This is a genomic window from Neobacillus sp. PS2-9 (genome assembly GCF_030915525.1).
GTDB lineage: Bacteria > Bacillota > Bacilli > Bacillales > Cytobacillaceae > Neobacillus.
This window is the reverse complement of the sequence record NZ_CP133269.1, coordinates 1,100,782-1,126,054: the sequence shown is the minus strand read 5'-3', so window position 1 is coordinate 1,126,054 and position 25,273 is coordinate 1,100,782. Positions and strand designations below refer to the sequence as shown.

Below are 25,273 nucleotides of genomic sequence, written 5' to 3'. Positions count from 1 at the left end.
TAATGAGATGAGCATTTTTGGATAATAATAGATACTATCCAAGGGAGGTGAAGTTTGTGCAAAACAGAGTTTATATCAGCTTTTTACGAATGCCGCTCCTTATTCGTATTCTATTCATAGCCATTCTTGTCTTTCTAACATTTGGAGTTTCTATTCACTTGTTAGAACCTCAAACCTTTCCTACGGTTTTTGACGGAATTTGGTGGGCTATTATCACCGCCTCTACAGTTGGCTATGGAGATTATGTGCCACATTCTATTTTAGGCAGAATTACTGCGTTAATTTTGATATTACTAGGTGTCGGATTTGTTTCCTCCTATTTTGGAACCTTAGCAGCCGCTGCTGTGACTAAACAAGATGCCTTGTCCGAGGGAAAAATCCCCTTTAAAGGAAGTGGCCACATTGTTATTATCGGCTGGAATGAACGATCGAAAGAGTTGATTAATAAATTGATTCAATTCCCGCAAACGATCGTCCTTATTGATGATACCCTTGAAGCAAATCCAGTCCATTCAAGATACGTTCATTTTATTCAAGGGAAAGGACATGTCGATGAAACGATTATTAAAAGTGATATAGAGAAGGCTGAGAAGGTCCTGATTACAGCAGATAGAGGAAGTGAAGAACTCCAGGCAGATATGAATAGCATATTAACGTTACTTACGATTAAAGGCCTCTGCTCCCAAGTCAAGTGCATTGTCGAAATATTGACGGCAGAACAAGTCATTAATGCGTTACGCGCTGGCGCAGACGAAGTTATTCAATCCAATAAGCTAACAAGTGTCTTTATGATTAATAGCCTTCATTCCAATGGAGATGGGTTGTTGTCAAATGTTGTACATCAGCTTCAGGAGCGAAGATTATCCTCCCATTCGGTGGATGAAGCATATATTGGAAAATCATTCGGAGAGTGCTGCCAAGAGTTAATGTTAAACGGACTCCTGTTAATTGGAGTAAAAAGAGGGGAAGAAACCCTGTTGAATCCCTCCCACTCCATTTCAATTGAGAAAAATGATGAATTATTAACCTTTAAATAAGTTTAATCGGTTAAAAGAAGCATCTCTAATTCGGAAACAAGGTTCTTGCCATTTTCTATATAATTTTCAGGAAAGCTGGCATCCTTATCAATTGGGTCCTGAAATTGATTTATTGAACCTGAAAAGGTTCCTGTAGACGCGTCATCGTCTAGATTTCCTTCGTATAAATGGGACAACAGAAACGGTCGCCCTAATTCAACAGTACAGTTCCTAGCATCAAGCTGTCCATCTACTGCTGAAAATGGCAACCTTAAAAATTGGTAGCCTTCTTCATCATTAAGCTTATAATCAAAAGCACCATGATCATAATCCCAGTTGCCGCCAATTGAATAGCCAATTGGCTTTAATTTTTGTTCAAGCTTATATAAATCAAACTGTAGCCCTTCTACCTTTGATGGTAATTGAATCATCTATTTTACCCCCTTTAGTCATTAGGGTTAGTTTCTCCAAACTAAATTGTTTCATAACAAAAGAGTGCTGACGCTTTTAGCATCAGCACTCTTTTTTTCAACATTATTTCAACCGTTTTTCTAATTCTGCCTTTTTCTCTTCAAATCCAGGCTTGCCTAATAGGGCGAACATGTTCACTTTATAAGCTTCAACACCCGGCTGATCAAATGGGTTTACCCCTAGAAGATAACCGCTCATCGCACAAGCTTTTTCAAAGAAATAGACAAGGTACCCAAATGTATACTCATCCATTGCAGGGATAGAGACAATCAGGTTAGGTACGCCTCCGTCTGTATGTGCAAGCATGGTTCCTTCAAATGCTTTATTATTAACAAAATCCACTGTTTGTCCAGCCAAATAATTAAGACCGTCCAAATCATTATCAAACGCTTCAATTTTCAACTCATGACGCGGCTTATCCACCTTAATTATGGTTTCAAATAAATCACGGCGTCCTTCTTGAACATATTGTCCAAGTGAGTGAAGATCTGTTGAGAAATTGGCTGAAGATGGGAAGATTCCCTTTTGATCTTTCCCTTCACTTTCTCCAAACAGTTGCTTCCACCATTCAGAGAAATACTGAAGACCTGGCTCATAATTAATCAGCATTTCAATAGTTTTACCTTTGTTGTAGAGGGCATTTCTAACGGCTGCATATTGATAAGCTGGATTCTCTTCTAGCTCTGAATGACCAAAGTCCTCTTGTGCTACTGCTGCACCCTCCATCATTCTTTCAATATTTGCGCCACTCACCGCAATGGGAAGCAGCCCTACAGCGGTTAAAACAGAGTAGCGACCGCCAATATCATCTGCAATTACAAAGGTTTCGTAACCTTCTTCTGTTGCAAGCGTCTTTAAAGCTCCTCTTGCTTTGTCAGTTGTTGCATAAATTCTTTTTCTTGCTTCTTCCACACCGTACTTTTCCTCAAGAAGCTTGCGGAAAATACGGAAGGCAATCGCTGGTTCTGTTGTTGTTCCAGACTTCGAAATCACATTGATAGAAAAATCTTTTCCTTCAAGGAGATCCATTAAATCTTTCATATAAGTGGAACTTATATTGTTCCCTACAAAAATGATTTGTGGAGTTTTACGTTGTTCCTTTGTTAAAGCATTATAAAAGCTGTGCTGCAGCATTTCAATGGCTGCTCTTGCGCCAAGATAAGATCCACCAATCCCAATCACAAGAAGGACATCGGAATCGCCTTTAATTTTCTCAGCAGATTTCTGAATACGCGAGAACTCTTCTTTATCATAATTAGCTGGCAGGTCAATCCATCCTAAAAAGTCATTGCCTGCTCCCGTTTTCTCATGTAAAGAATGGTGTGCTACTTTCACTGCATCGCGAAGGTATGTAAGTTCATGTTCCCCAAAAAAAGTAAGTGCTTTTGAGTAATCAAAACGAACGTGTGTCATGTATGATCCTCCATAAATTTATTTTTCAATAACCACTTTAACCAATGATGAGCGGATAATCAAGGAAGGTACCCTCTTGTAAGCGTACCCATTTTCGACAGTTTTAAAAAAATTGTCACTTAATGATGAAATTAAAGAAAAGACTCGGACAATGTATGCTCCGAGTCTCCCCCAATTATAATGATGCCCGATAAATAGCTAAGGTATCTTCTCTATTCAACTTTTTGAAATTACCGAACTCACCGTTTGCCATTGCCCGGTCAGCCATTAAATCCAGCTTGCTATCATCGATATCGTAGTCAGCTAAACGAGCTGGTGCTTCAATGCTGCTCCAGAATTCACGTAATTTTTGAATCCCCTCAAGACCTGCTTCCTCGGCAGTCTTTCCTTCAGGGTTCACGCCAAATACTCTTACAGCTAATTGCTTAAAGCGCTCTGGTTTTACTGCTAGGTTATGTCTCATCCAGTGAGGGAAAAGGATAGCTAAACCTCCTCCATGTGGAATATCATAAACAGCTGAAACCGCATGTTCTAGATTGTGAGTTGCCCAATCTCCTCTATAGCCCATATTCAAGATGCCGTTTAATGCCATCGTACCGCTGTAGAGAATGGTCGCTCGATAATCGTAATTTTCAAGGTCCGCTAATAATTTTGGCGCAGTCTCCATAATAGTTACGAGCAGGGATTCACACATACGGTCTTGAAACTCCGTTTTTTCTTCCAAATGGAAGTAATGTTCAAGAACATGTGACATCATATCAACTATTCCATAAATGGTTTGATTCTTTGGAACAGTATACGTATGAACAGGATCTAAGATAGAAAATTTAGGGAAAGTAACAGGACTGCCCCACCCATATTTTTCATTGGTTTCCCAATTCGTAATAACCGAGCCTGCGTTCATTTCTGAACCAGTTGCTGCGAGGGTCAATACTGTTCCGAATGGAAGGGCCTCCCGAGCAAACGCCTTTTTAATCACTAGATCCCATGCGTCTCCGTCATACTTTGCTCCAGCAGCAATCAACTTTGTGCAGTCGATTACACTTCCTCCACCTACGGCTAAAAGGAATTCGATTCCTTCTTTTTTACATATTTCTACGCCTTTTCTCGCAGTTGCGATACGTGGATTTGGTTCCACGCCTGAAAGTTCAAATACCTCAGCACCTATTTCTTGTAAAAGTGCTTGAACATTATCGTATAGCCCGCTCTTTTTAATACTGCCACCGCCATAAACGAGCAATACTTTTTTTCCGTATACAGGAATTTCCTTTTTTAATTGTTCGAGTTGTCCCTTACCGAAAATTAGCTTTGTAGGATTCCAAAATGTAAAATTCTCCATAGTTTGCACTCTCCTTTTCATTAAACATTATTAATTATTATCTCCCTTTTTGCAAAAATAAGGATTTTATTTTTTTAGGAATAGTTAAGCAAATATTGAATCAAACTAAACCTGAAACAATTTTAAAGGAGGATAAATCATGAGTTCTATTCAACGTATCGCACTAGTTCTTACTATTATTGGCGCCATTAATTGGGGCTTAATTGGCTTCTTTCAATTCGATCTTGTCGCTAGCATATTTGGTGGCCAAGATTCTGCCCTCTCTAGAATTATCTATGGTTTAGTAGGTATTGCTGGATTGATTAACCTTGGTCTTCTCTTCAAACCAAACGAAGAACGTGTAAGAGAGCCAGAAACGGATAGAGTGTAAAAAACAAAAGGCGGAAGCGCCTCGTTCAGCCCCGACAGGCAAATGTTCTTCGGCGGGAAAAGTCCGCCTTTTGACTTTTCTTGCCGAAGGTTATTTGACCCGAGGGGCTAGGCGCTGGAGCTAGATTCAGACAACTATTTCAGTTTCCATTCTACCCTTTTATTATTTTCTATATAATAAAAAAACCTTGCAGCCCAAAAGAGACTGCAAGGTTTTTTTATTTATATCCATCCTCTGAATAAGGATGCCTCTGCCATTTTTCTTACGCCCACCATATAAGCAGCTAACCGCATATTAATATTCCGTGCTATGGCAAGCTCATAAATATCATGGAAGGATTGGATGATTCTTTTCCTCAATCTGAACTCAACCTCTTCCTCACTCCAATAGTATCCTTGATTGTTTTGGACCCACTCAAAATAGGAAACGGTAACACCACCGGCACCTGCAAGGACATCAGGCACAAGCATAATATTACGCTCTGTTAGTATTTTTGTTGCTTCAAATGTAGTAGGGCCATTGGCAGCTTCTACAACAATCTTCGCTTTAATATTATAAGCATTTTCAGCAGTAATTTGATTCGAGACAGCAGCTGGTATTAAAATATCACATTCCTGTTCAAGCAGTTCTTGATTGGTAATCACGCCCTCAAAAAGGGTAGTTATGGTACCAAAGCTATCGCGACGGTCTAATAAATATTGAATTGGCAGGCCGTCAGGATCATAAAGTGCACCATAGACATCTGAGATTCCAATAATCCTGGCACCCATTTCATGAAGAAATTCCGCAATAAAACTTCCCGCATTTCCAAAACCTTGGATAATAACTTGGGCACCTTTTATGTTAATTCCACTTTTTTTGGCTGCTTCTTCAATACAAATCGTTACACCCTTTGCTCCTGCTTTTTCCCGGCCCTCAGATCCTCCAAGCACGAGCGGTTTCCCCGTTATAAACCCTGGAGAATCAAATTGTCGTAGACAGCTGTATTCATCCATCATCCAGGCCATAATCTGAGAATTTGTATACATATCTGGTGCCGGTATATCCTTCGTCGGCCCAACGATTTGGCTGATTGCACGAACATACCCACGGCTTAAACGTTCAAGTTCCCCCGATGACATGGTCCTTGGGTTACATACAATACCGCCCTTCCCCCCACCAAAGGGTAAATCAACAATCCCACATTTCAAGCTCATCCACATGGATAATGCTTTGACTTCATGTTCGCTTACCATGGGGTGAAAGCGGACACCGCCCATTGTCGGTCCAACCGCATCATTATGCTGGGCACGGAAGCCTGTATAAATTTTCGTAGAACCATCATCCATACGAATGGGAATTCGTACGGTCATGGTTCTTAAAGGTTCTTCCAATAAATGATACACGTCTTGATTAAGCCCTAGCTTGTTTAATGCATCATGAATAACAATCTGCGTTGATGAAAGAAGGTTGATTATTTCCTTTTCCATTCCGTCTCCATCATTAGTCCCCATTTTTGCACCCCTATTTGATAATCTTAGCCTAATACTTTGACAATCCGCTCGATTGCCCAATCTAACTCTTCTTTAGTAATGACGAGGGGAGGTGCAAAACGAATGACTGTATCATGAGTTTCTTTACATAGAAGTCCAAAATCCTTTAATTGTTCACAATACGGACGAGCAGCTTCTGTCAATTCCACTCCGATGAACAATCCTCTTCCGCGAACGTCCTTTATTTTAGGATTCTTAATCTCTTTTAATTTGCTAATAAAATATTCTCCAAGTTCTAATGATTTTTGTGCAAGCTGTTCATCAACCAACACATCTAAGGCTGCAATAGAAACTGCACAAGCCATTGGATTTCCGCCAAAAGTAGAACCATGTGAACCAGGATTAAATACGCCCAAGATATCCTTATTGGCGACGACACATGAAATGGGGAATACACCCCCGCCAAGTGCTTTGCCCAGAATATACATGTCTGGTTCAATTCCCTCCCATTCACATGCAAACATTTTACCCGTACGTGCTAGTCCCGCTTGAATTTCATCTGCTATAAAAAGAACATTATTTTTCTTACAAAGGTCCATTGCTTGCTTGATAAACCCTTCAGGTGGAATGACAATGCCAGCTTCACCTTGAATCGGTTCAATTAAGAATGCAGCTGTATTTGGAGTAATCGCTGCTTTTAAGGCCTCTAAATCTCCATAAGGAATGAGCTTAATTCCTGGAAGCATGGGACCAAATCCACGTTTATATTCAGGATCGGAAGATAATGAAACGGCTGTCATTGTTCTTCCGTGGAAGTTTCCTACACAAGCAATGATTTCTGCTTGGTCTTCTGCAATCCCTTTCACATCATAGCTCCAGCGGCGAGCTGCCTTTACAGCCGTCTCAACAGCTTCTGCCCCTGTATTCATTGGAAGGACCATTTCTCTATTCGTTAATTGGCTTACTTTTTCATACCACGGACCAAGCTGGTCATTATGGAAGGCACGTGAGGTTAATGTCACCTTGTCTGCCTGATCCTTTAATGCTTGAATGATTTTTGGATGACGATGGCCCTGGTTTACCGCAGAATAAGCACTAAGCATATCCATGTATTTGTTGCCTTCCGGGTCTTCCACCCAAACACCTTCAGCACGTGATATGACAATTGGAAGTGGATGATAGTTATTTGCACCATATTTCTCTGTTTTCTCAATCAATTCACTTGTATTAACGTTAGATTTCATGAATCCTTCCTCCATTTCAATCCTGAAATTTAAGTATGTATAGTACTATTGTAGCCGAGCCCCAAAAAAGAATGAACACTTCTAATAAACTTTTTTTAATCTCTAAAAAAAAGCCTAGTCCAAGCTATGTGTCATAGCAGGTCCTAGGCTTTTAGATTCTTTATTTTTTAATTTCTTCGCGTTGTGACTGATCGATCCACTCTTGAAGCTTATCTTTTAACGTGTTAAAACCTTGTTGACCATCAGCTTCAGGAATAATTGCTGCTGCCTGGCGCTTACGAGGCTTCTTAGCTTTAACAGCTTGTTGTTGTTGAACAGGTGCTTCTTCTGTTGCACGAATAGATAAGCCAATTTTTCCAGCACTTTCGTCCACAGATAATACCTTAACCTTGATTTCATCTCCAACTTTAAGGTGTTCATTAATATCTTTTACATAGCCGTGCGTGATTTCGGAGATGTGTACAAGACCTTGTGTATTTTCGTCTAGCGCAACGAACGCACCATATGGTTGAATACCCGTTACTTTACCTGTTACTATACTGCCTGTTTCGAATTTTTCTGACATGAAAACACTCCTAAATAATAATTATTTATACCCTTATATACGCATTTAAAGATTATATCATACTAAATAGGTTTAATCAAAAAAGCTTCTCCATGAATTAATGGCTCTAGAAGAATTTTTTAACAAAATGTTCAAAAAGGGAATAAGTAAAAAAATAATACAATGATATACTAATAGTGAGAAAATATATTTTCTAAAAAGAGGTGAACGGTATGAATACCATCGGCCACACCATTAAAACTTACCGCGAAAGAGTAAACATGACCCAAGAGGAACTAGCTCAAAAGATTAGAGTGGGAACGCAAACCATTGAAAAGTATGAATCTGGGGAACAAATCCCAAGTAACCAAACGATTCTAAAAATATCTACTGTTCTAGATATCCCTGCTACTGAATTATTAGCACATAGTGAGTGATTATAAAGCAACGTTGAAAAGCGGGTCAAAAGTACCGCTTTTTTATTTTTTTCTTTTAGGAGTATATAAAAAGAGGAATCTGGAAAAGCTTAAAATATAAAGCTTTCTAGTATTCCCCCTTTTTGAGAGGACAACCATAATGGTTTGTCCTTTTTTTTATTAGATGGCTCTGTTAAAATTGCCTGTTGATTTCCGCTCCAGGCTCGAGCGGTTCGTGGGCGTTTCGGCGAGCCTCCTCGGCGCTTGCGCCTGCGGGGTCTCCCCTGAACCGTACTCCCACAGGAGTCTTCGAGCCTTCCGCTCCAATCAACAGGGGATAAAAATAAACAATGCTCTTAAACACAGCCTATTAGATAGAACAAGATTCATTTTCTTTTATGATGAGTAATTTCTCTGCCATTTTCAAACAGCTTTCCATCGGGATTAGTTTTTCAAATGATAACTCATAAATGGCTTGAATTCGCTCAGCAAGCTTTTTTGAATCATTTAATTCATGCACTGCTTGCACCGTATCAGCAATCTCTGTTTCATAGCCGCCCGTCTTTAATTGAAATGGATCCCACTCATTTAATGCATCCACATACTGCAAGTTTGTTTGAAGCTCTTTTCTCATATTATTCTCTCCAGCTCATCTTCGTCGTATTATTTCAGAACATATTCTGCAAGAACACTTTGAAGCTCATAGATGTTAAGGTTTTTGTTAAATTGCTTTTGTAATGGAAGGGCATTCCCTGAGATCCAGATTTTCAGTTCTGCATCTAAGTCAAAGTTTCCTGCTGTTTCAATACTGAAATGTGTAATGCTTTTATAAGGAATCGAATGGTACTCGACCTTTTTCCCTGTAAGTCCTTGTTTGTCTACTAATATTAATCGCTTATTAGTAAAAATAAACATATCACGAATAAGTTTATATGCCTTTTCAATTTGTTCAGCCGGTGCTAGAACTCGTCCAAATTCCCGCTGTACTTCTGCAGCATTTACTTCTGATGCATTACCCATTAATCCATCTAAAAATCCCACGATTTTCACCCTCTCACGTTTCTAATCCAAGTATACCTAAATATCCAAGCAAAGAAAACTTACAGGAAGCTATTTTAAACGCGCTAAGATAAGTTCAAGAATCTCTTCTGCTGGTAGGTGGGCATCTCCTCCGCCTTGTGCAAAGGATTCATTTCCACCGCCTTTTCCATTTATCTTTGATAGAATTTCTTCAACCAATGCTTTCATATTTTCTTCTCTTGCAGCACCTCTAGCACACACAAGCTGTAACCGACCTTCATTGGTTGAGACAATGAAAACTAGAACCTGATCGTTTTCAGCAGTTATAAGTCGAGCAAGCTTTTGCAGCTCTTGGATGGTGCGATTTTGAAATACCTTACCCACTATTTGACGAGCGTCCTCTGATTTGGCCAATAGATCCTTTGCTTCATATTGAAGTAAATTTTCCTTCGCTTGCTCCAACGCCTTTTCCAAACTTTTACCGTTTTCAATCAATCGACTGACAGCAGCTTCCATTTCTTTTTCGGGAGCATTGAGTAGCTTAGTTAATTCAAGCATAACCTTTTGTTTTTTCTCAAGCTGCTTTATTACTCGGTGCCCGCAAACAAATTGCAGACGAATCTTTTTCTTCTGTCTTTCCCAATTTAATATTTTAATGGCGCTAACCTCTCCAGTTGATTTAGGATGTGTTCCACCACAGCCGTTATAATCAAAATCCGGAATAATCACAAGTCGAATATCCTCTTTTACCTTTGTCTCTTTTCGAAGGGCATATTGGGATAACTCTGCTTCCGTTACCCATTTCACTTCAATCTCTCTATTTTCCAAAATAGTTTTATTTGCAAGTTCTTCGGCCCTTTTTACTTCGTGTTCTGTTAGAGTTTCAGTTTCAAGGTCTATCGTCAGCGTCTCTGCTCCTAAATGAAAACCAACTGTTTTATATTGAAAAAGATGATCAAAGGCTGCTGATAAAATATGCTGTCCACAATGCTGCTGCATATGGTCGAACCGTCTTTCCCAATCAACTCTCCCTTCTTTTATTCCTTCAACCTCCTGTAAAGGGGTTTCCAGGTAATGACGGATTTCTCCCTCTTTTTCTTCCACATTGATAACGTTCCTATCTGCAATGGTTCCTTGATCATATGGCTGTCCGCCACCTGTTGGATAAAAGGCAGTCTGGTCTAAAACAACATACCACTGTCCCTGCTCATCTTGTTCTTGTTTTACTATTTGAGCAGAAAACGTTTGTATGTACGCATCTTGGTAATATAATTTTTGTTCCATTGTCCATGCACTCCAATAATTAATTTAATGAATTCATTGTCTTGAAAAATACGATAAAAAGCAAGAAATAGAAAAACCTGTCCCTTATAAAAAGTTGACAGGTTTACCTATAGTTCAGATGACACTCATTATTTTTTGTCTTTTTTTCGTTGGCCGCCCATTGATGGTGGTTTCTGTCCTTGAGTCGATCCACCCATCTGTTGCCCGCCCATCATTTGTGGGAATCCAGGTTGCTGTCCACCCATCATTTGTGGAAAGCCTGTTTGCTGCCCACCCATCATCGGTTGTTGAAAGCCTCCCATTTGTTGAGGAAAGCCTCCCATCATTTGTGGATAGCCGTGATGGTGGTGATAGCCTCCCATCATCTGTCCAAATCCAGGCTGCTGGTAACCTCCCATTTGTCCAAATCCAGGCTGCTGATAGCCTCCCATTTGTCCAAATCCAGGCTGTTGGTAGCCTCCCATTTGTCCAAATCCAGGCTGTTGGTAGCCTCCCATTTGTCCAAATCCAGGTTGCTGATAACCTCCCATTTGTGGGTAACCCATTTGTCCGGGGAATCCGCCAAATTGTCTTTTGTCCATTTTATCGCCTCCTTACCGTCTCTAATGTAGTGTATGTCTCACTTTTTGGATAAGCTTAGATTCCTACCCATTATGAATAAATTTTTTTAAGAGGACATAAAGAACAAAAGGCGGAAGCGCCTCGTTCAGCCCCGACAGGCAAATGTTCTTCGGTAAGAAAAGTCCGCCTTTTGACTTTTATTGCCGAAGGTTATTTGACCCGAGGGGCTAGGCGCTGTAGCTAGATTCGGACAAATAGTTCAGTTATCCACACTTGAATCTTTTTATAATTTCCTGGCTAAACACCAAAAAGCTATCCCCTGATAGAGATAGCTTTCAGTTTTATTCTTTTTCTTCCTGCGCCTTTTTTTGTCCATTTTTATTCTTTGAAATTTCACCACAAGCGATTCGATTTCCGGAGTCTCCCGTTGGTTGGGTCATCCCATCATCCTTTCCTTCGGTGACGACAATAGATGTTCCTTCTTTCGTAAATAATGACTTCTTCCCATTCTTTAACGTTACATTTGGCGCCATTAGTTCTGCCGTAACAGCCCCACTATCCTCTACAATTAAATTTGGCAAGTCTCCAGCATGTGCCCCTTTGGGATGAAGGAGTCCATGTTCTTTTTTTTCTGGGTTAAAATGATTACCTGCCGATTTAAAATCAGGTGCTTCACATTTCCCCTTTTCATGAATATGAATCGCATGCTCTCCAGCTGGAAGACCCTTTAAACTTACCGACATTTTCACACCGCTGGTTTGCTCAGCCAATGTAACTGTTCCAAGTGAGTCTCCTGAAGCATTGAACATCTCAACATCCAGTTTTTTTATTTCCTTTTCCATACATCCTGTCAGCAAAAGAAGTGGAATAATCAACCAGCTTTTTTTCATATGTACTCCCCCATTAATAGACAATTTGCGCTTAGTATGGGCTTGAGTGGGTAGACCTATTCACCTCATTTCATATAAAAAAAGAAACAGCACTGGTTAACTGTTTCTCTGATTGGACTGATTATTTTTTAGTATTTGTTCCTCTAGCTCTTTTGTCTTCAGAGCCTCACGTTTTGAAATCTTTATGATGAATCTCATTGTCAGAAGAGCACCAATTAAAAAGATGGCAAACGTAATGGCTGCAGGAATATACTCTGATTTATCTTCCGGAAAATATAAAAACAATGATAGAACGGATGGTAGAAACATTTTTCTCTCCCTTTCTAAAAGGAATGGCTCTAAAAAGTAATTATAGCAACAAAAAACGTTTCTTACCAATGAATCATTTTACAGTTACGCTTATTTTGGCTCTGTCAAACTTGTCTGTTGATTTCCGCTCCAATCAACAGGGTAAAAAATTATTACTGTTCTTTAACACAGCCATTATTTTAAAACGGTAATTTTTTTGATGATTACGTCTTTTTCTGGCTTGTCCTTTGGATCTACTGGGGTATTGGCAATCTTATCAACAATATCCATCCCCTCAACTACTTGACCGAAAACTGTATGTTTATGATCAAGCCATGGTGTTCCACCATTTTTATCGTAGGCTTCTATCATCTCTTTTGGATAACCCGCTTTTTCCATTTCCGATTTCATAGATGGATCTAGAGAGGTCTTTTGAACAATAAAAAACTGACTTCCATTTGTGTTCGCACCGGAGTTAGCCATTGAAAGGGCTCCGCGTAGATTGAAAAGATTATTAGAGAATTCATCTTCAAACGGATTGCCGTAAATACTTTCTCCACCTGTTCCATTCCCATTAGGATCTCCGCCCTGAATCATGAAATCATTTATTACTCTATGAAAAATAAGTCCGTCGTAATACCCTTCTTCACTGTGTTTCACAAAGTTCTCAACTGCTTTTGGTGCATACTCGGGGAATAATTTAATTTTGATTTTCCCCATGGAAGTTTCCATTTCAATCAATTTCTCATTTTCAGCTACTTCAGTAGTTAACTGAGGATACACTGTATTTGACACTTGTTCGTCTCCTTTCTTTTGTTCTGTTTTTGGCGTGGCAGTCTTCACTTTTGCTTCTTCCTTGTTCGAACTTGTCCCACATGCTGCCAATACTAGAACGATTGTCATTAGTGTGACAATTATTTGCAATTTCTTTCTCATTTAGCTTCCCTCCAATTATCCACTTTAAACGAATGAATATTATTTCACACATTGTTTTTAATTTACTATGTTTTCTTATAAAATGAAAGGAGAAACAATTAGATGGAGGAGTGATGGATGTGTCGGAGATGCAAATTGGTGATATTGTTACAGGAATTTATAAAACTGGGAAATATATTGGGGAATTAACGGAAATTCGACCTCAGCATTATTTAGTAAGAGTTTTGAGTGTTCTTAAACACCCGATGCAAGGGGATCTTCATAATCCCAAGGATGCAGATGTTCTAATTTTCCATGAAAGACGGGCACTCGCTTTTAGGGAGCAAGCTAATATTCCGAAACAGATGGTAAAACAGTTTGACGGTGAAATCCCTGAATATCAGGAATCCTTAAAAGAAGCTATGGCCAAAATGAAAAAAGACCTCGAGGAAGCTCCATCAGAATGGGCTGAAATGAGCTTGAAAGCGGTCGCAGCATTAGAAAAGGATTATAAGTTATAGAAGAACAAAAGGCCAAATCAGTTTGAATGATTTGGCCTTTTATGCAAATTCATTTAATAGCTTTGAAAAATCAATACGATCCCCAATAGTTGTTGGTTTTGGTTTTTCCAAGTATCGTTTATCCTTTTCAACAAGTTTGAATATATTGTAGGTAGTCAACGCATCATCTAATGCCCGGTGGTGCCTGCCTGTCCCTTCTTTGCCATATTCCTGAACAGCTTTCCATAAGCCGGTTTGATTTTGATCACCAAAGAACCGTTTATATTCCATAGACAAATCAATTTCAGCTGCCTTAAAAGGAAATGCCATACCCGCCTGTAAACAATTATGCCGTAAGACCTTCATATCCATATTTCCCCAAGTAACAATAGTGGTATCATAGTTAATTTTATTGAACTCCTCCAGCTTTTTTATAAGTTCATAAATTGATAGCCCCTTATCGACCTGCTGCTGTGAAATATGTAAGAATGATTTGCAGCGCTCTGATAGTTTTGGGAATTTAAGTGGTGAAACATAGGATGAAAATTGTTCCGTAACCTCATCATCAACTACGGCAACTATTCCAACCTCGATGATTTCAGCAAAAAAATCTTTCATACGCATATTTCGCTCAGGCATTGTAAATTCAAAATCAATAAATAAATATTGTTTCTTTGTTCTCATTTTACTATCACCACCATTCGTTTCCATCTTACTATCATTATATAAAGAAACCTGTACAAAAAATTGTGCTTTTTTTCTATTTTTTTTATTTCTTTGATTATATCATGAAACCAATCTAAATTTTTTAAATTTTTGTACAATAGACATAAAAAAGAATGGAAAAAATCCCATTCTTTATTTGGTTACTGTTTTATTTTTTGGCTCTGTTAACGTGTCTGTTGATTTCCGCTCCAGTCGCGAGCGGTTCGTGGGCGTTTCGGCGAGCCTCCTCGGCGCTTGCGCCTGCGGGGTCTCCCCTGACCCGTACTCCCACAGGAGTCTTCGCGTCTTCCGCTCCAATCAACAGGGTATAAATATCAGCAATGTTTTTTAATAAGCCTATTTTTTTAATTTAATCACTGCCATTGTACATCTAGAAACACAAATTAGTCGGTCTTGTTCATCTGTAATTTTAATATCCCAAACCATCGTTGATTTCCCTTGGTGCAGAACTGTCCCTACTGCCGTAACCACACCTTCGGTTTTCGGACGAACATGGTTTGCGTTTATTTCTAATCCTGCTACACCCTCTGTTTCTTTATCCACTAATTCATAAGCCCCAATACTTGCAACTGTCTCTGCTAAGGCAACCGAGGCACCTCCGTGCAGTAATCCAAATGGTTGACGAGTTCGCTCATCTACTGGCATTGTGGCAGTGACTTTCCCTTCTCCTAATTGAGTAATCTCAATTCCGAGCGCTTCAATTAATGTGTCCTTTATCATTTATATCCCTCCGGTATGTAGGTCTTTTCTATCTAAACCTATTCTCCATTTCTTAAAAATTTCCTTTTTTTATCTATCATCTAAACGAAAAAAACAGCCTCGAGAGCTGTTTTTAACTTTTTCCTAATAATAACCTGGGAATCCCATTGGAGGATAGCCTACAGGGGAAAAGCCCATTGGCGGATAGCCGAAACCTGGGTAGCCAAAACCTGGGTAGCCGAAGCCGCCATAAAAAGGGCGAGCTGCAAAAGATGCTCCTAATCCGCCTCCTAGTAATCCCCCTAGAAAACTAAGTCCACCTATCGCTAACGGCAATCCAAAGCCAATAAATCGTTGATCGTGTACCGGGTACGGGCTTCGATAAGGGTACATACACCATTACCTCCTTTTTCATCTATACTTGCCTACACTATTGCATATGCAAAAAGATGGGGTTTGGAGTGGGCAAATGCGTATGTAATCCTCTAAATCGAATATGAAGCTTTCTCCAGTCTATTTTCCAATCGGTTCAAATCGTTCAACAAATAAGGCAAGCGTACGCGTCATAACTCCTGTTGCACCTGCTGGACCCAGGTCATAGTCCTTCGAAGAAGTAGCCGTTCCTGCAATATCCAGGTGTACCCATGGAGTCCCTTCAGCAAACTCACCAATAAACGCACCCGCGACTAATGCATGACCTTCACTGCCAGGAGAGTTATTCAAGTCAGCTACTTTACTATTTCTTACACGTTCAATCTCGGTGTCAAATAACGGCAATTGCCACATCTTTTCTCCCGCTTCCATCGAAGCTTCCAGTACTTGTTCATATAAAGATTCATGGTTCGTCATTGCACCCGTTGTATGTAGCCCTAGTGCAGTGATAACGCCACCCGTTAATGTAGCTACATCTACTAGATAATCCGCCCCATGATGCTTAGCATAGGTAACTGCATCTGCTAGCACAAGGCGGCCTTCTGCGTCTGTATTTAGCACCTCTATGGTTTTCCCACTCATAGACGTAATGACATCGTCTGGCTTAAACGCTCCACCGCTAATCATATTATCTGTTGAAGGAATGACTGCTACAACGTTTTGCTCTGGTCTTATTTCTCCGATAATCTCCATAGCACCAAGGACAGCAGCCGCTCCGCCCATGTCGGTTTTCATGCCCACGATTCCAGCCTTTGTTTTAATCGAGTAGCCACCCGTATCAAAGGTAATTCCTTTTCCAACAAGACCAATGACATCCTTCCATTCGTCTTTTCCTTGATATTTTAAAACAATCATCTTAGGTGGTTCCGTAGACCCTTGATTAACCGCTAGAAACGCACCCATCCCAAGCTTTTCAAGCTCTGCCTTCTCTAAAATTTCTACTTCAAAATCATACTTGGCTGCAAGCTCTTTTGCATAGTTCGCCATATCAGTGGCTGTTAGTAAGTTACCTGGAGTGTTCACAAGAGTCCTTGCGGAGTTGGTCGCTTTTCCAAAAGCATAACCAACATTCAATGATGCATGCACATCTTCTTCCTCATTAGTGTTACAGAACACAGTCAGATTCTCTAATTTTTTCTCTGGCTCATTCGACTTTTGCTTATATCCTTCGAATTGGTAGGTAGATAACGCAAACGCCTCACTTAATGCGTGTGCTGCATCCAAAGTATCTACTTTGTCTGAAATAAACGATTCTAAGTAAATGGCTGTTTCTACAAGCTTACTTGCTTTAATCTCCTTGAATAGCTTACCAAATGAGGCTCTAATCTTTTCAAAGGACGCTTCTTTTTCTTTTCCTAATCCTACAAACCAAATGCGCTTTGCTGCTATTTTTCCAAAGCTATGTACTTTTGTGATACTTTTTAATTTTGCTGAAAGATCACCGGACTTAACCAATTCGGTAAGCTGTCCATCAAACCTCTCATCAAGATTGGCTAATGATCCTGTAAATTTCTCGGGTTTATCAAACAAACCGATAACCAAGCCTTCATGCTCTGTTGTAAAATCCAATTCTTTTTTAACGTGAAACATGTCCACTCCACCTCCATGTTAGTCTTCTCTATTATATCGAAAAGGTTTGTTTATTTCGATAGACTAAATTTTCATCCTATAAAAAGGCTTCGTTAAACTTGTCTGTTGATTTCCGCTCCAAGCGCTTCGCTTTCCGTGGGCGTTTCGGCGAGCCTCCTCGGCGTTTACGCCTGCGGGGTCTCCCCTGAACCGTACTCCCACAGGAGTCTTCGCGCCTTCCACTCCAATCAACAGGGTATTAAAATCAACAATGTTCTTTAACACAGGTCTATAAAAAAAAACAGGCACAGTGCCTGTTTCTTATCTTTTCTCTGAGCTTATATACTGTTGGCGGAATACTTGCAGAGTCTTATCTTCATTTAATGCCTGTAATTGCGCCTCAGTTAATTTACCATTTCCTTTTTGAACTACATACACGTCCACCTGTTTTTTGCCCCATTTGTTATAAACATCCTCAACCGTTTCGTAATAAAGGTCGAGCTCATTTCCTTTAATGGCTCCTCCTTTATCCGCGACGACACCATATCCATAGCCTGGAACAAATAGGATCGTACCAATAGGGAAAACGTTTAAATCAGCTGCAACGGTGGAGAATAAATCACGTTTAACTTTTACACCAGAATAGGTAATTCCATACTCCGGGTGTCCTTTGCTCTTACCTGTTGATTCAATCCCTGCTGTATATCCTGTGGCCGTAACTGTATGTTTAGGATACTTTGACCAATCAAAAGCATCCTCTAACGATGGCGACGTTGTGTTTGAAGCAGTTTCACTTACAGAAAGTCCAGACGCAAAATGATTAATTAGAGTTCTTGCATTTACGCCAGAGATGGATTGGAAGGTTGCTAATAATGCCATTAAGAATAGACATACAAGAGCAAATCGTTTAATCCAATTTTTTGTTTTATTCATTAAAATTTTCACTCCTCCCAAAATATTCATTCCCAAGCTGAAGGGAAATATTCAAAAAAGAAGTGGGAAATTTTTTCCAACAACTAAAAAAGACTTTTTACCTTAAGGTAAAAAGTCTTAGAACATCTGATATCCATTTTTACGTAATAACTTAATTGTAAACCCAGCAGCAATGGCCCCTGCTAACCCACTTACCAATATTAGAATATCTGCGGTGGCTAAAGAACCGAACTTTTGCCCTAGTTCCTGAAAGGCCACTTTACTATTTGTAAAATATTCAACAAAACGGACTTTATCTACAATTAAAATTGCCACTACAGGGTACACTATAGCCATTACCCATGACATTCTTAGCAGCATATTAAGGATAAATCCAATTCCAAAAAATAAGACAAAAAATAGCACAATCGATATGATTAACACCACAATGCTCATTTGCATCCGAGATTCCTCCCTTTATACATCAACTTTTAGTGTACTGAATGTCTAAAAGGGAGTCAATTAAAAACAAAAAAAATAGCTCTTCGAAGTGATCCGAAGAAGCAATGTAGAGCATTTTACAATCATTCTGATTTATCTTTAGTCTTTTTTCGTCCCTGAACCCCCGCAGCAGGAACAAGTTTCCGATCCTCCTAGTAATAGTTGAAAATATCCATTACCTGAACAATAATCACACTTTTTTGTATCCACGCTCTTCACTGTCATCTTGATCATCCCCTTAAATTATTAACTTAATTTTCTGATAATATATCAAGGAACGAGCAAAAAGAAAAGACCGGAAATTCACCAAATAAGGCAAAGAAAACGGATACATTGTAAGTTTTCTTTCATTTCCTAAGTGTTACTTAAATTTTCTAAAAATTACAAAAATAATTTATAGGCTGTATATCCAAATTGATTTCCAGGGTTTAAATCATCTACACCGGGCTTACTAGTTAATTCCATTTGTTCAATTAAATAATGTAAAAGAATGGACGCATCCTTTTCAAGAAGCAATTTATGTGGAGCTATAAATCTTGCTTCATATAGCTCATTCTCCTGATGTATGATTCTTTCCTCCTGTTTTACAGGTTCAAGCAAGAATACAAGCATATTATCACTTATTTCCCCTTTTAATACACCTGTTCTTAATCCAATTAACCCCTTAACAGTACAGCTGATTCCGGTTTCTTCTTTCACTTCCCTAATCACAGCCTCGTCAGCGGTCTCCCCCTCCTCAACAAAACCTGCAGGTAAAGACCATTGCCCCTTTAAGCCCCCGTACCTCTTCTTTACCACGAGCCAATGGCCTTCACTGGATTTCACTAATCCAGAAACGGCCAACCACACCTTCCCGCGTTTTTCACGACTGCTCATATCAACACTCCCTATGTAAACTAAACTATTTAATCTACTATACCAAAAAAAGGACAGAAGATTCTCTGTCCTTTTACCTGTTGTATTTTTAGAATACGTTAAATTTACCTTTTTTCAACACTAGGCCTGCTCCGCCAATCATATAAAGAGAACGATTGTCGATTACTTTCTTCATGAAGGATGCTTTAGCACCAGTTAATTTTTTACCAAATACTACACCAATTGCATCATCTTCGCCAAGGGAACATACTGTACCTTTATTGTCGAATGTGAAGGATTCAAGTTCAGACTTATTGCGAACTAGTGCTGCTAAGTTGCGCGCAACCACTTCACCTTGCTGCATAGCAATTTGTGCAGTTGGTGGATATGGACGATTGATTTCTTCATTGATTACAAGAGAACTGTCACCAATAATGAATACCTCATCATGTCCAGGTGCGCGTAGGTCAGATTGTACTTTTACGCGACCTCTCATTGCTTCAAAACCAGACTTTTCGATAATCGCATTACCACGTACACCTGCTGCCCAAACAACTGTTCCAGCCTTAATTTCGCGTGTTTCCTCTTCTCCTTTAGCTACAAAAATACCTTCAGGAGTCGCTTCTTTAATCGCCGTTCCAATAAGGAATTCAACGCCTTTACGCTCTAGTTGAGAAACCGCATAATTTACAAGCTCTGGGTCAAATCCTGGTAATACCGTTGGTGCAGCTTCCACACAGATAATCTTTACCTTATGGAAATCAACATCATATTCATGACATAATTCAGGAATACGGTTCGTTAACTCACCAAGGAATTCAATTCCTGTAAATCCTGCTCCGCCAACAACAATAACCAAGCGGTTGTCGTTCTTTTCTTCTTCCATATTGTACGTAGCAAATTGATATTCAATATGTTCACGTAATTGGCGGGAAGAATTCACATTGGTAATTCCAAATGCATATTCTTTTAAGCCTTTGATTCCAAACGTTTCAGGCTCGCCTCCAAGTGCGATAACAAGGTAGTCATAATCGACTTCACCTTTGTCTAAAATAACCTTTTTCTCTTCTCTGTTGATTTCAACCACCGTATCTTGAACAAAATCAACCTTACTACGATCAATGACATCTCTAATATCATAACGAACACGATCATGATGTAATGTACCAGCAGAAGCCTCGTGTAACCATGTTGTTTCATAATGGTAGTCGTTCTTATTTATTAATACGATATCTGCTTCATTTACACCGATTAACTTTTGTAAACGAACTGTTGTCATAAGTCCGCCGTAACCAGCACCGATAATAACGATTTTAGGCTTTCTCAAAGTGATCACTTCCACCTTTTATAATAATATTTTTGAATAAATTTCTCTTTTTCTTATCTTCCACTGCTTAGCCCATTTTTATTTTGCTTTGTGTAAAAATGTATGTGATATTATTCACGAATGGCTTCAAAGAAAAAGAATAAACTAGTAAGCACATAGGGAATGAATAAAATAAATAAATTAGACTGAATATTCGAACCTGTTACATCATTCACATAAATGTGCCTTTTTTGCCACAGAATGTTAACAATATATCCACATTACATCTTATGCTACTTTAACACTATTTTCAAGCTGATTTTTAAAATATTTACCTTAACAATATTATAAAATCGGCCCCATTATGACTGAAATTTTATTATTTAAAAATTACACCTACTCTGAATAATTGCTAGAAAGTTGTGAGGATTTCCTAGTTTTATGATATTATAGTGAGTGGAGTTTGTTACTACTAGTTGGGGGGATACGGAGTGCAAGAAAATCAAACAGTTTATGACATTACAATAATCGGAGGCGGCCCTGTTGGTCTATTTACTGCCTTTTATGGCGGAATGAGACAAGCATCAGTGAAAATCATTGAAAGCTTACCACAGCTTGGTGGACAACTATCGGCTCTTTATCCGGAAAAATATATTTATGACGTAGCTGGCTTCCCAAAAGTCCGTGCTCAAGAATTAATTAATAACCTAAAAGAACAAATGGCCAAGTTCGACCCTTCTATAGCTCTTGAGCAATCTGTTGAAAAATTAGAGAAATTAGAAGATGGAACGTTCAAATTAACAACTAATAAAGAAGTGCATTATTCAAAGACAGTTATTATCACTGCTGGAAATGGGGCTTTCCAACCGCGCCGTCTTGAATTAGAAAGTGCACAACAATATGAACATAAAAACCTCTATTATTTCATAGAGGATTTAAATCAGTTTGCTGGTCAAAAGGTAGTCGTATTCGGTGGCGGAGATTCTGCAGTTGACTGGGCATTAATGCTTGAACCAATTGCTGAAAAGGTAACAATTGTTCACCGTCGCGATAAGTTCCGTGCACATGAACACAGTGTGGAAAACCTTTACAATTCAAAAGTTGATGTAAAAACTCCATACGTGCCTGCTGAATTAATTGGCGATGAGAACGGAATTAAACAAGTGGTTCTTTCTACGGTAAATGGTGAAGAAAAGGAAACAATTGATGTAGATGCAGTCATCTGTAATTATGGGTTTGTTTCTTCCCTTGGACCAATTAAAGAATGGGGTCTTGAAATTGAAAAGAATTCCATCCTTGTTAATTCAAAAATGGAAACAAATACACCAGGCATTTATGCTGCTGGAGACATTTGTACCTATGATGGAAAAGTGAAATTAATTGCTTGTGGTTTTGGTGAAGCACCAACAGCTGTTAATAACGCCAAAACATACATCGATCCAAAGGCAAAAGCACAGCCATTACACAGTTCTTCTATGTTTAAGCAATGATAAAAAAAGGCGTCCAATGGGCGCCTTTTTTTTGTTCTAGCACTCTTCCGGTGTTCCTGTAGCAGTAGCTGTTCTAAAAGAAGATCCGCATCCGCATGAAGCGATGGCATTAGGATTATCAATCGTAAAGCCTCCGCCCATCATGGACTCTTTATAGTCTAATTTTGTCCCTTGGAGGATAGCTGCACTTTCTTTATCAACAAGTACTTGAATCCCATGCTGTTCGAGTTGAAGGTCATTTTCATTTACCTCATGATCAAAGCCCATCCCGTAGGATAATCCGCTGCATCCGCCCCCTTTTACGCTAACACGTAAGAGTGCACCTTCTTCCTCGTTATGCTTCATCATTTCTTTAATATGAAGTGCTGCTGCTTCAGTTAGTATAACAACTTCCTTACTCATTCAAATTCCCCACCTTTACCTGCGCTTTTAATATAGTATATACACTACAATTACAGGACTCAACTGTTAAGATTCACATACTATAATCTATTCTATTTAAGAAAAAAAGGAAGCGGCTTGCTCCCTTTAGTTAAAACATCGGATTTTCCTCTAGATATTGGTAAATATTATCAACCAATTCATCTGCTGTGTTACCAGTAACGACCTCTCCGTTCACTAGAGCATAAAGTGTGGTGGCACATTTCCCGCAATATCCGAGACATCCATATTCAATAATATCCAAGTCAGGATCTTTTTGTAATTTTTCAAGTGCCTTTTGAGCACCATTTGCCAAGTTACTTATACAAAATTCAATGATAGGCTGAATCACTAGTTTCACCTCTCCACACCTAGATATGCTACTCTATTTCAACCTCTTCGTCAATTACCATGTTCTAGGGTTTACTGTCAAGAATAGTATGAAAAATGTTGTTATTTGTACACATTTTAGTTATACTCGTATGTGGTAAAGAAAGAGATTATTATTCTAATATTTTAAAATTGCAAGCGCTAACCATTCTTTATGAAAAACCGGATAAACAAAGGGGAATTAATAATGAAAAACCTTGTCATTCTCGGTGGTGGATACGGCGGGATGAAGATTCTAAGCGAGCTTCTTCCAAATCATTTACCAGAGGACGTAACAATTACACTTGTTGACCGAGTCCCTTACCACTGCTTAAAAACGGAATATTATGCATTAGCCGCTGGAACGATTTCAGATAAAGAAATCCGTGTTACATTCCCGGAACACCCTCGTTTAGTCGTAAAATACGGCGAGGTTATCGGGATTAATACGTCTGATAAAAAGATTGAATTAAAGGATGCTGAGGCAATTAGCTACGATGATTTAGTTGTGGGTCTTGGCTGCGAGGATAAGTATCATGATGTTCCAGGTGCAGAGCAATTTACCTATAGCATACAGAGTATTGATAAATCACGTCACACTTACTCTGTTTTAAACAATCTCGGACCTGGTTCTGTTGTAGCGATTGTCGGTGCTGGTCTAAGTGGAGTAGAGTTAGCTAGCGAATTAAGTGAAAGCCGAGAAGACCTACAGATTAAATTATTTGATAGAGGGAACCATATTTTATCCTCTTTTCCTGAACGTTTAAGTAAATACGTGGAAAATTGGTTTGTTAAAAACAACGTGGAAATCATTAACAATTCAAACATCACCAAAGTAGAAGAAAAGAAGTTATACAATCACGATGTTCCTATCGATTGTGATGTCATTGTATGGACGGCTGGCATTCAAGCAAGTAAAATTGTCCGCGATATGGACGGGGAAAAAGATCGTATGGGAAGATTGGTCCTTACTCCACTTCATCATTTGCCAAGTGATGAGCACGTGTTTGTTGTCGGTGACTGTGCAAGCCTTCCACATGCTCCTAGTGCTCAATTGGCTGAGGGACAGGCAGAGCAAATTGTTGAGGTACTAAAAAGACGCTGGAAAGGTGAAGAGCCTCCTACATCGTTCCCTCCGATTAAATTAAAGGGTATCCTTGGCTCTCTCGGCAAAAAGCATGGCTTTGGATTGATGGCTGATCATGCCATTACCGGACGTGTGGCCCGTTTATTGAAATCAGGAATTCTTTGGATGTATAAATTTCATAATGGATAATGGAAAAGAAGCATTCCACTGCGGAATGCTTCTTTTTACATTGCTTGATAGCCATATTTTTCTAGTTCTGAAAATATGGTCTTTAATCGTGGGTTTCCTTCACCCACTACTTTGTCTTTGATCACGACAACAGGATAAAACATGTCCTCATCAATGACTCTTTGGGCAAAGCTACGTTTTTCATCATCACCAGTGGGTTGCTGTATATCTACATAAACCATCTTAACGGGTTGATTAGGAAACTTTCTTGCAACAGCAGCTTCAAGCCATTCGAAGGTTTCTTTTGAAGAAGGTAAATTAACACAGCTAGGACACAATTGTTCAGCACCATAAAGAACGATTTCCACTTCAATTCTACTCATGTATACTTCCTGCCTTTTTTCTTTTGGCTGTATTAAGGAATATTGTTGATTCTTATACCCTGTTGATTGGAGCGGAAGGCGCGAAGACTCCTGTGGGAGTACGGTTCAGGGGAGACCCCGCAGGCGCAAGCGCCGAGGAGGCTCGCCGAAACGCCCACGGAAAGCGAAGCGCCTGGAGCGGAAATCAACAGACAAGTTTAACAAAGCCTTTCTTTTATTGTACTTTATATTTACTATAAAAACTAAGAAAATGTATTTAAATGTGTGCTTTACTAATTTCTGAGAATGGATTTTTAGCACTAATGACATTATAATATAATTAGGAAAGGAGTCGATTAACAGTGGAAGAACAACAAATGATTGAGCAAGTTCAAGAAGTATTAGATAAGTTACGTCCATTTCTTCTTCGCGATGGCGGGGATTGTGAATTAGTAGATGTAGAGGATGGTATTGTTAAGCTCCGCTTATTAGGTGCTTGCGGAAGCTGCCCAAGTTCAACTATCACATTAAAGGCTGGGATTGAAAGAGCATTATTAGAAGAAGTTCCAGGCGTTGTTGAAGTAGAACAAGTATTTTAATAAAATGTTAAAGCGATTGCCAAGGCGGCAATCGC

Annotated in this window: 32 protein-coding genes; 7 read left to right on the top strand and 25 right to left on the bottom strand. The window is 39.2% G+C overall.

All coding sequences use genetic code 11. From position 1 onward, the window contains the following. Window positions 1–56 precede the first annotated feature (56 nt). Window positions 57–1,037 carry a potassium channel family protein gene (locus RCG25_RS05500; protein ID WP_308082681.1) on the top strand — a complete coding sequence of 327 codons (981 nt, stop codon included), beginning with the start codon at window positions 57–59 and terminating at the stop codon, window positions 1,035–1,037. Window positions 1,038–1,039: 2 nt separating this feature from the next. Here RCG25_RS05500 and RCG25_RS05495 read toward each other — a convergent pair whose 3' ends face one another. From RCG25_RS05495 to RCG25_RS05485, 3 genes are all read right to left on the bottom strand, one after another. After that, window positions 1,040–1,447 (bottom strand): YugN-like family protein, encoded by a 408-nt coding sequence (locus RCG25_RS05495; RefSeq protein ID WP_308082680.1) that lies wholly within the window; start codon window positions 1,445–1,447, stop codon window positions 1,040–1,042. A gap of 103 nt (window positions 1,448–1,550) precedes the next feature. Then, window positions 1,551–2,900, bottom strand: a complete 1,350-nt coding sequence (locus tag RCG25_RS05490) for a glucose-6-phosphate isomerase (RefSeq protein WP_308082679.1) — start codon at window positions 2,898–2,900, stop codon at window positions 1,551–1,553. Window positions 2,901–3,075: 175 nt separating this feature from the next. Next, window positions 3,076–4,239 (bottom strand): iron-containing alcohol dehydrogenase, encoded by a 1,164-nt coding sequence (locus tag RCG25_RS05485; protein WP_308082678.1) that lies wholly within the window; start codon window positions 4,237–4,239, stop codon window positions 3,076–3,078. A 139-nt stretch (window positions 4,240–4,378) separates the two neighbouring features. Here RCG25_RS05485 and RCG25_RS05480 point away from each other — a divergent pair, with 139 nt between their 5' ends. Next, window positions 4,379–4,609, top strand: a complete 231-nt coding sequence (locus tag RCG25_RS05480; RefSeq protein ID WP_308082677.1) for a DUF378 domain-containing protein — start codon at window positions 4,379–4,381, stop codon at window positions 4,607–4,609. 221 nt (window positions 4,610–4,830) lie between these two features. Here the strand turns inward: RCG25_RS05480 and RCG25_RS05475 are convergent, their stop codons facing one another. From RCG25_RS05475 to yugI, 3 genes are all read right to left on the bottom strand, one after another. Next, window positions 4,831–6,102 (bottom strand): Glu/Leu/Phe/Val family dehydrogenase, encoded by a 1,272-nt coding sequence (locus tag RCG25_RS05475; RefSeq protein WP_308082676.1) that lies wholly within the window; start codon window positions 6,100–6,102, stop codon window positions 4,831–4,833. 23 nt (window positions 6,103–6,125) lie between these two features. Beyond that, window positions 6,126–7,325, bottom strand: a complete 1,200-nt coding sequence (locus RCG25_RS05470) for an ornithine--oxo-acid transaminase (protein ID WP_308082675.1) — start codon at window positions 7,323–7,325, stop codon at window positions 6,126–6,128. A 160-nt stretch (window positions 7,326–7,485) separates the two neighbouring features. Continuing rightward, window positions 7,486–7,890 (bottom strand): S1 domain-containing post-transcriptional regulator GSP13, encoded by a 405-nt coding sequence (gene yugI / locus RCG25_RS05465; protein WP_308082674.1) that lies wholly within the window; start codon window positions 7,888–7,890, stop codon window positions 7,486–7,488. A gap of 212 nt (window positions 7,891–8,102) precedes the next feature. On the opposite strand from yugI, the gene RCG25_RS05460 reads away from it, so the two are divergent. Continuing rightward, window positions 8,103–8,306, top strand: coding sequence for a helix-turn-helix domain-containing protein (locus RCG25_RS05460; RefSeq protein WP_308082673.1), 204 nt, complete (start codon window positions 8,103–8,105; stop codon window positions 8,304–8,306). Window positions 8,307–8,655: 349 nt separating this feature from the next. On the opposite strand, the gene RCG25_RS05455 is transcribed toward RCG25_RS05460, so the two are convergent. The 7 genes from RCG25_RS05455 to RCG25_RS05425 all read right to left on the bottom strand — a co-directional run bounded on the left by RCG25_RS05455 (window position 8,656) and on the right by RCG25_RS05425 (window position 13,060). Next, window positions 8,656–8,919, bottom strand: a complete 264-nt coding sequence (locus RCG25_RS05455; RefSeq protein ID WP_308082672.1) for a DUF1871 family protein — start codon at window positions 8,917–8,919, stop codon at window positions 8,656–8,658. Window positions 8,920–8,948: 29 nt separating this feature from the next. Continuing rightward, entirely contained in the window at window positions 8,949–9,326 is a 378-nt protein-coding gene (locus tag RCG25_RS05450; protein ID WP_308082671.1) for a PH domain-containing protein, read from the bottom strand. Window positions 9,327–9,395: 69 nt separating this feature from the next. Continuing rightward, a complete protein-coding gene (locus RCG25_RS05445) occupies window positions 9,396–10,589 on the bottom strand; it encodes an alanyl-tRNA editing protein (protein ID WP_308082670.1) in 1,194 nt (397 codons plus the stop codon). 128 nt (window positions 10,590–10,717) lie between these two features. Further along, window positions 10,718–11,170 carry a polyadenylate binding domain-containing protein gene (locus RCG25_RS05440; RefSeq protein ID WP_308082669.1) on the bottom strand — a complete coding sequence of 151 codons (453 nt, stop codon included), beginning with the start codon at window positions 11,168–11,170 and terminating at the stop codon, window positions 10,718–10,720. A gap of 321 nt (window positions 11,171–11,491) precedes the next feature. Next, window positions 11,492–12,040: a superoxide dismutase family protein gene (locus tag RCG25_RS05435; protein WP_308082668.1), complete on the bottom strand. Its 549-nt coding sequence runs from the start codon at window positions 12,038–12,040 to the stop codon at window positions 11,492–11,494. 96 nt (window positions 12,041–12,136) lie between these two features. Then, window positions 12,137–12,349, bottom strand: a complete 213-nt coding sequence (locus RCG25_RS05430; protein WP_308082667.1) for a hypothetical protein — start codon at window positions 12,347–12,349, stop codon at window positions 12,137–12,139. A gap of 174 nt (window positions 12,350–12,523) precedes the next feature. Beyond that, entirely contained in the window at window positions 12,524–13,060 is a 537-nt protein-coding gene (locus tag RCG25_RS05425; protein ID WP_374121061.1) for a peptidylprolyl isomerase, read from the bottom strand. A gap of 323 nt (window positions 13,061–13,383) precedes the next feature. On the opposite strand from RCG25_RS05425, the gene RCG25_RS05420 reads away from it, so the two are divergent. Then, window positions 13,384–13,764: a kinase-associated lipoprotein KapB gene (locus RCG25_RS05420; protein WP_308082665.1), complete on the top strand. Its 381-nt coding sequence runs from the start codon at window positions 13,384–13,386 to the stop codon at window positions 13,762–13,764. A 39-nt stretch (window positions 13,765–13,803) separates the two neighbouring features. Here RCG25_RS05420 and kapD read toward each other — a convergent pair whose 3' ends face one another. From kapD to RCG25_RS05375, 9 genes are all read right to left on the bottom strand, one after another. Further along, the gene (kapD, locus tag RCG25_RS05415) at window positions 13,804–14,427 is read right to left on the bottom strand and encodes a 3'-5' exonuclease KapD (RefSeq protein ID WP_308082664.1); all 624 of its coding nucleotides are present in this window, start codon (window positions 14,425–14,427) and stop codon (window positions 13,804–13,806) included. Between the two features lie 378 nt (window positions 14,428–14,805). Further along, the gene (locus RCG25_RS05410) at window positions 14,806–15,189 is read right to left on the bottom strand and encodes a hotdog fold thioesterase (RefSeq protein WP_308082663.1); all 384 of its coding nucleotides are present in this window, start codon (window positions 15,187–15,189) and stop codon (window positions 14,806–14,808) included. A gap of 123 nt (window positions 15,190–15,312) precedes the next feature. After that, the gene (locus tag RCG25_RS05405) at window positions 15,313–15,561 is read right to left on the bottom strand and encodes a hypothetical protein (protein WP_308082662.1); all 249 of its coding nucleotides are present in this window, start codon (window positions 15,559–15,561) and stop codon (window positions 15,313–15,315) included. Window positions 15,562–15,681: 120 nt separating this feature from the next. Beyond that, window positions 15,682–17,190 (bottom strand): leucyl aminopeptidase, encoded by a 1,509-nt coding sequence (locus RCG25_RS05400; RefSeq protein WP_308082660.1) that lies wholly within the window; start codon window positions 17,188–17,190, stop codon window positions 15,682–15,684. Between the two features lie 300 nt (window positions 17,191–17,490). Further along, complete coding sequence (locus RCG25_RS05395; protein WP_308082659.1) at window positions 17,491–18,102, bottom strand: 3D domain-containing protein; 612 nt, start codon at window positions 18,100–18,102, stop codon at window positions 17,491–17,493. Between the two features lie 117 nt (window positions 18,103–18,219). After that, window positions 18,220–18,543 (bottom strand): YuiB family protein, encoded by a 324-nt coding sequence (locus tag RCG25_RS05390; RefSeq protein WP_308082658.1) that lies wholly within the window; start codon window positions 18,541–18,543, stop codon window positions 18,220–18,222. 138 nt (window positions 18,544–18,681) lie between these two features. Then, the gene (locus RCG25_RS05385) at window positions 18,682–18,807 is read right to left on the bottom strand and encodes a YuiA family protein (RefSeq protein WP_308082657.1); all 126 of its coding nucleotides are present in this window, start codon (window positions 18,805–18,807) and stop codon (window positions 18,682–18,684) included. 156 nt (window positions 18,808–18,963) lie between these two features. After that, complete coding sequence (locus RCG25_RS05380) at window positions 18,964–19,458, bottom strand: NUDIX hydrolase (protein WP_308082656.1); 495 nt, start codon at window positions 19,456–19,458, stop codon at window positions 18,964–18,966. Window positions 19,459–19,546: 88 nt separating this feature from the next. Further along, window positions 19,547–20,764 (bottom strand): NAD(P)/FAD-dependent oxidoreductase, encoded by a 1,218-nt coding sequence (locus RCG25_RS05375; protein WP_308082655.1) that lies wholly within the window; start codon window positions 20,762–20,764, stop codon window positions 19,547–19,549. 470 nt (window positions 20,765–21,234) lie between these two features. Here RCG25_RS05375 and RCG25_RS05370 point away from each other — a divergent pair, with 470 nt between their 5' ends. Further along, window positions 21,235–22,233 (top strand): NAD(P)/FAD-dependent oxidoreductase, encoded by a 999-nt coding sequence (locus tag RCG25_RS05370; RefSeq protein WP_308082654.1) that lies wholly within the window; start codon window positions 21,235–21,237, stop codon window positions 22,231–22,233. A 36-nt stretch (window positions 22,234–22,269) separates the two neighbouring features. On the opposite strand, the gene erpA is transcribed toward RCG25_RS05370, so the two are convergent. Next, window positions 22,270–22,635: an iron-sulfur cluster insertion protein ErpA gene (erpA, locus tag RCG25_RS05365; RefSeq protein ID WP_308082653.1), complete on the bottom strand. Its 366-nt coding sequence runs from the start codon at window positions 22,633–22,635 to the stop codon at window positions 22,270–22,272. A gap of 130 nt (window positions 22,636–22,765) precedes the next feature. Beyond that, window positions 22,766–23,005, bottom strand: a complete 240-nt coding sequence (locus RCG25_RS05360; RefSeq protein WP_308084102.1) for a YuzB family protein — start codon at window positions 23,003–23,005, stop codon at window positions 22,766–22,768. A gap of 225 nt (window positions 23,006–23,230) precedes the next feature. On the opposite strand from RCG25_RS05360, the gene RCG25_RS05355 reads away from it, so the two are divergent. Then, entirely contained in the window at window positions 23,231–24,298 is a 1,068-nt protein-coding gene (locus tag RCG25_RS05355; RefSeq protein WP_308082652.1) for an NAD(P)/FAD-dependent oxidoreductase, read from the top strand. Window positions 24,299–24,333: 35 nt separating this feature from the next. Here RCG25_RS05355 and RCG25_RS05350 read toward each other — a convergent pair whose 3' ends face one another. Continuing rightward, entirely contained in the window at window positions 24,334–24,660 is a 327-nt protein-coding gene (locus RCG25_RS05350; protein ID WP_308082651.1) for a YuzD family protein, read from the bottom strand. A gap of 356 nt (window positions 24,661–25,016) precedes the next feature. Between RCG25_RS05350 and RCG25_RS05345 the strand changes: the two genes are divergently transcribed. Continuing rightward, complete coding sequence (locus RCG25_RS05345; RefSeq protein WP_087946365.1) at window positions 25,017–25,238, top strand: NifU family protein; 222 nt, start codon at window positions 25,017–25,019, stop codon at window positions 25,236–25,238. Window positions 25,239–25,273: the final 35 nt, after the last annotated feature.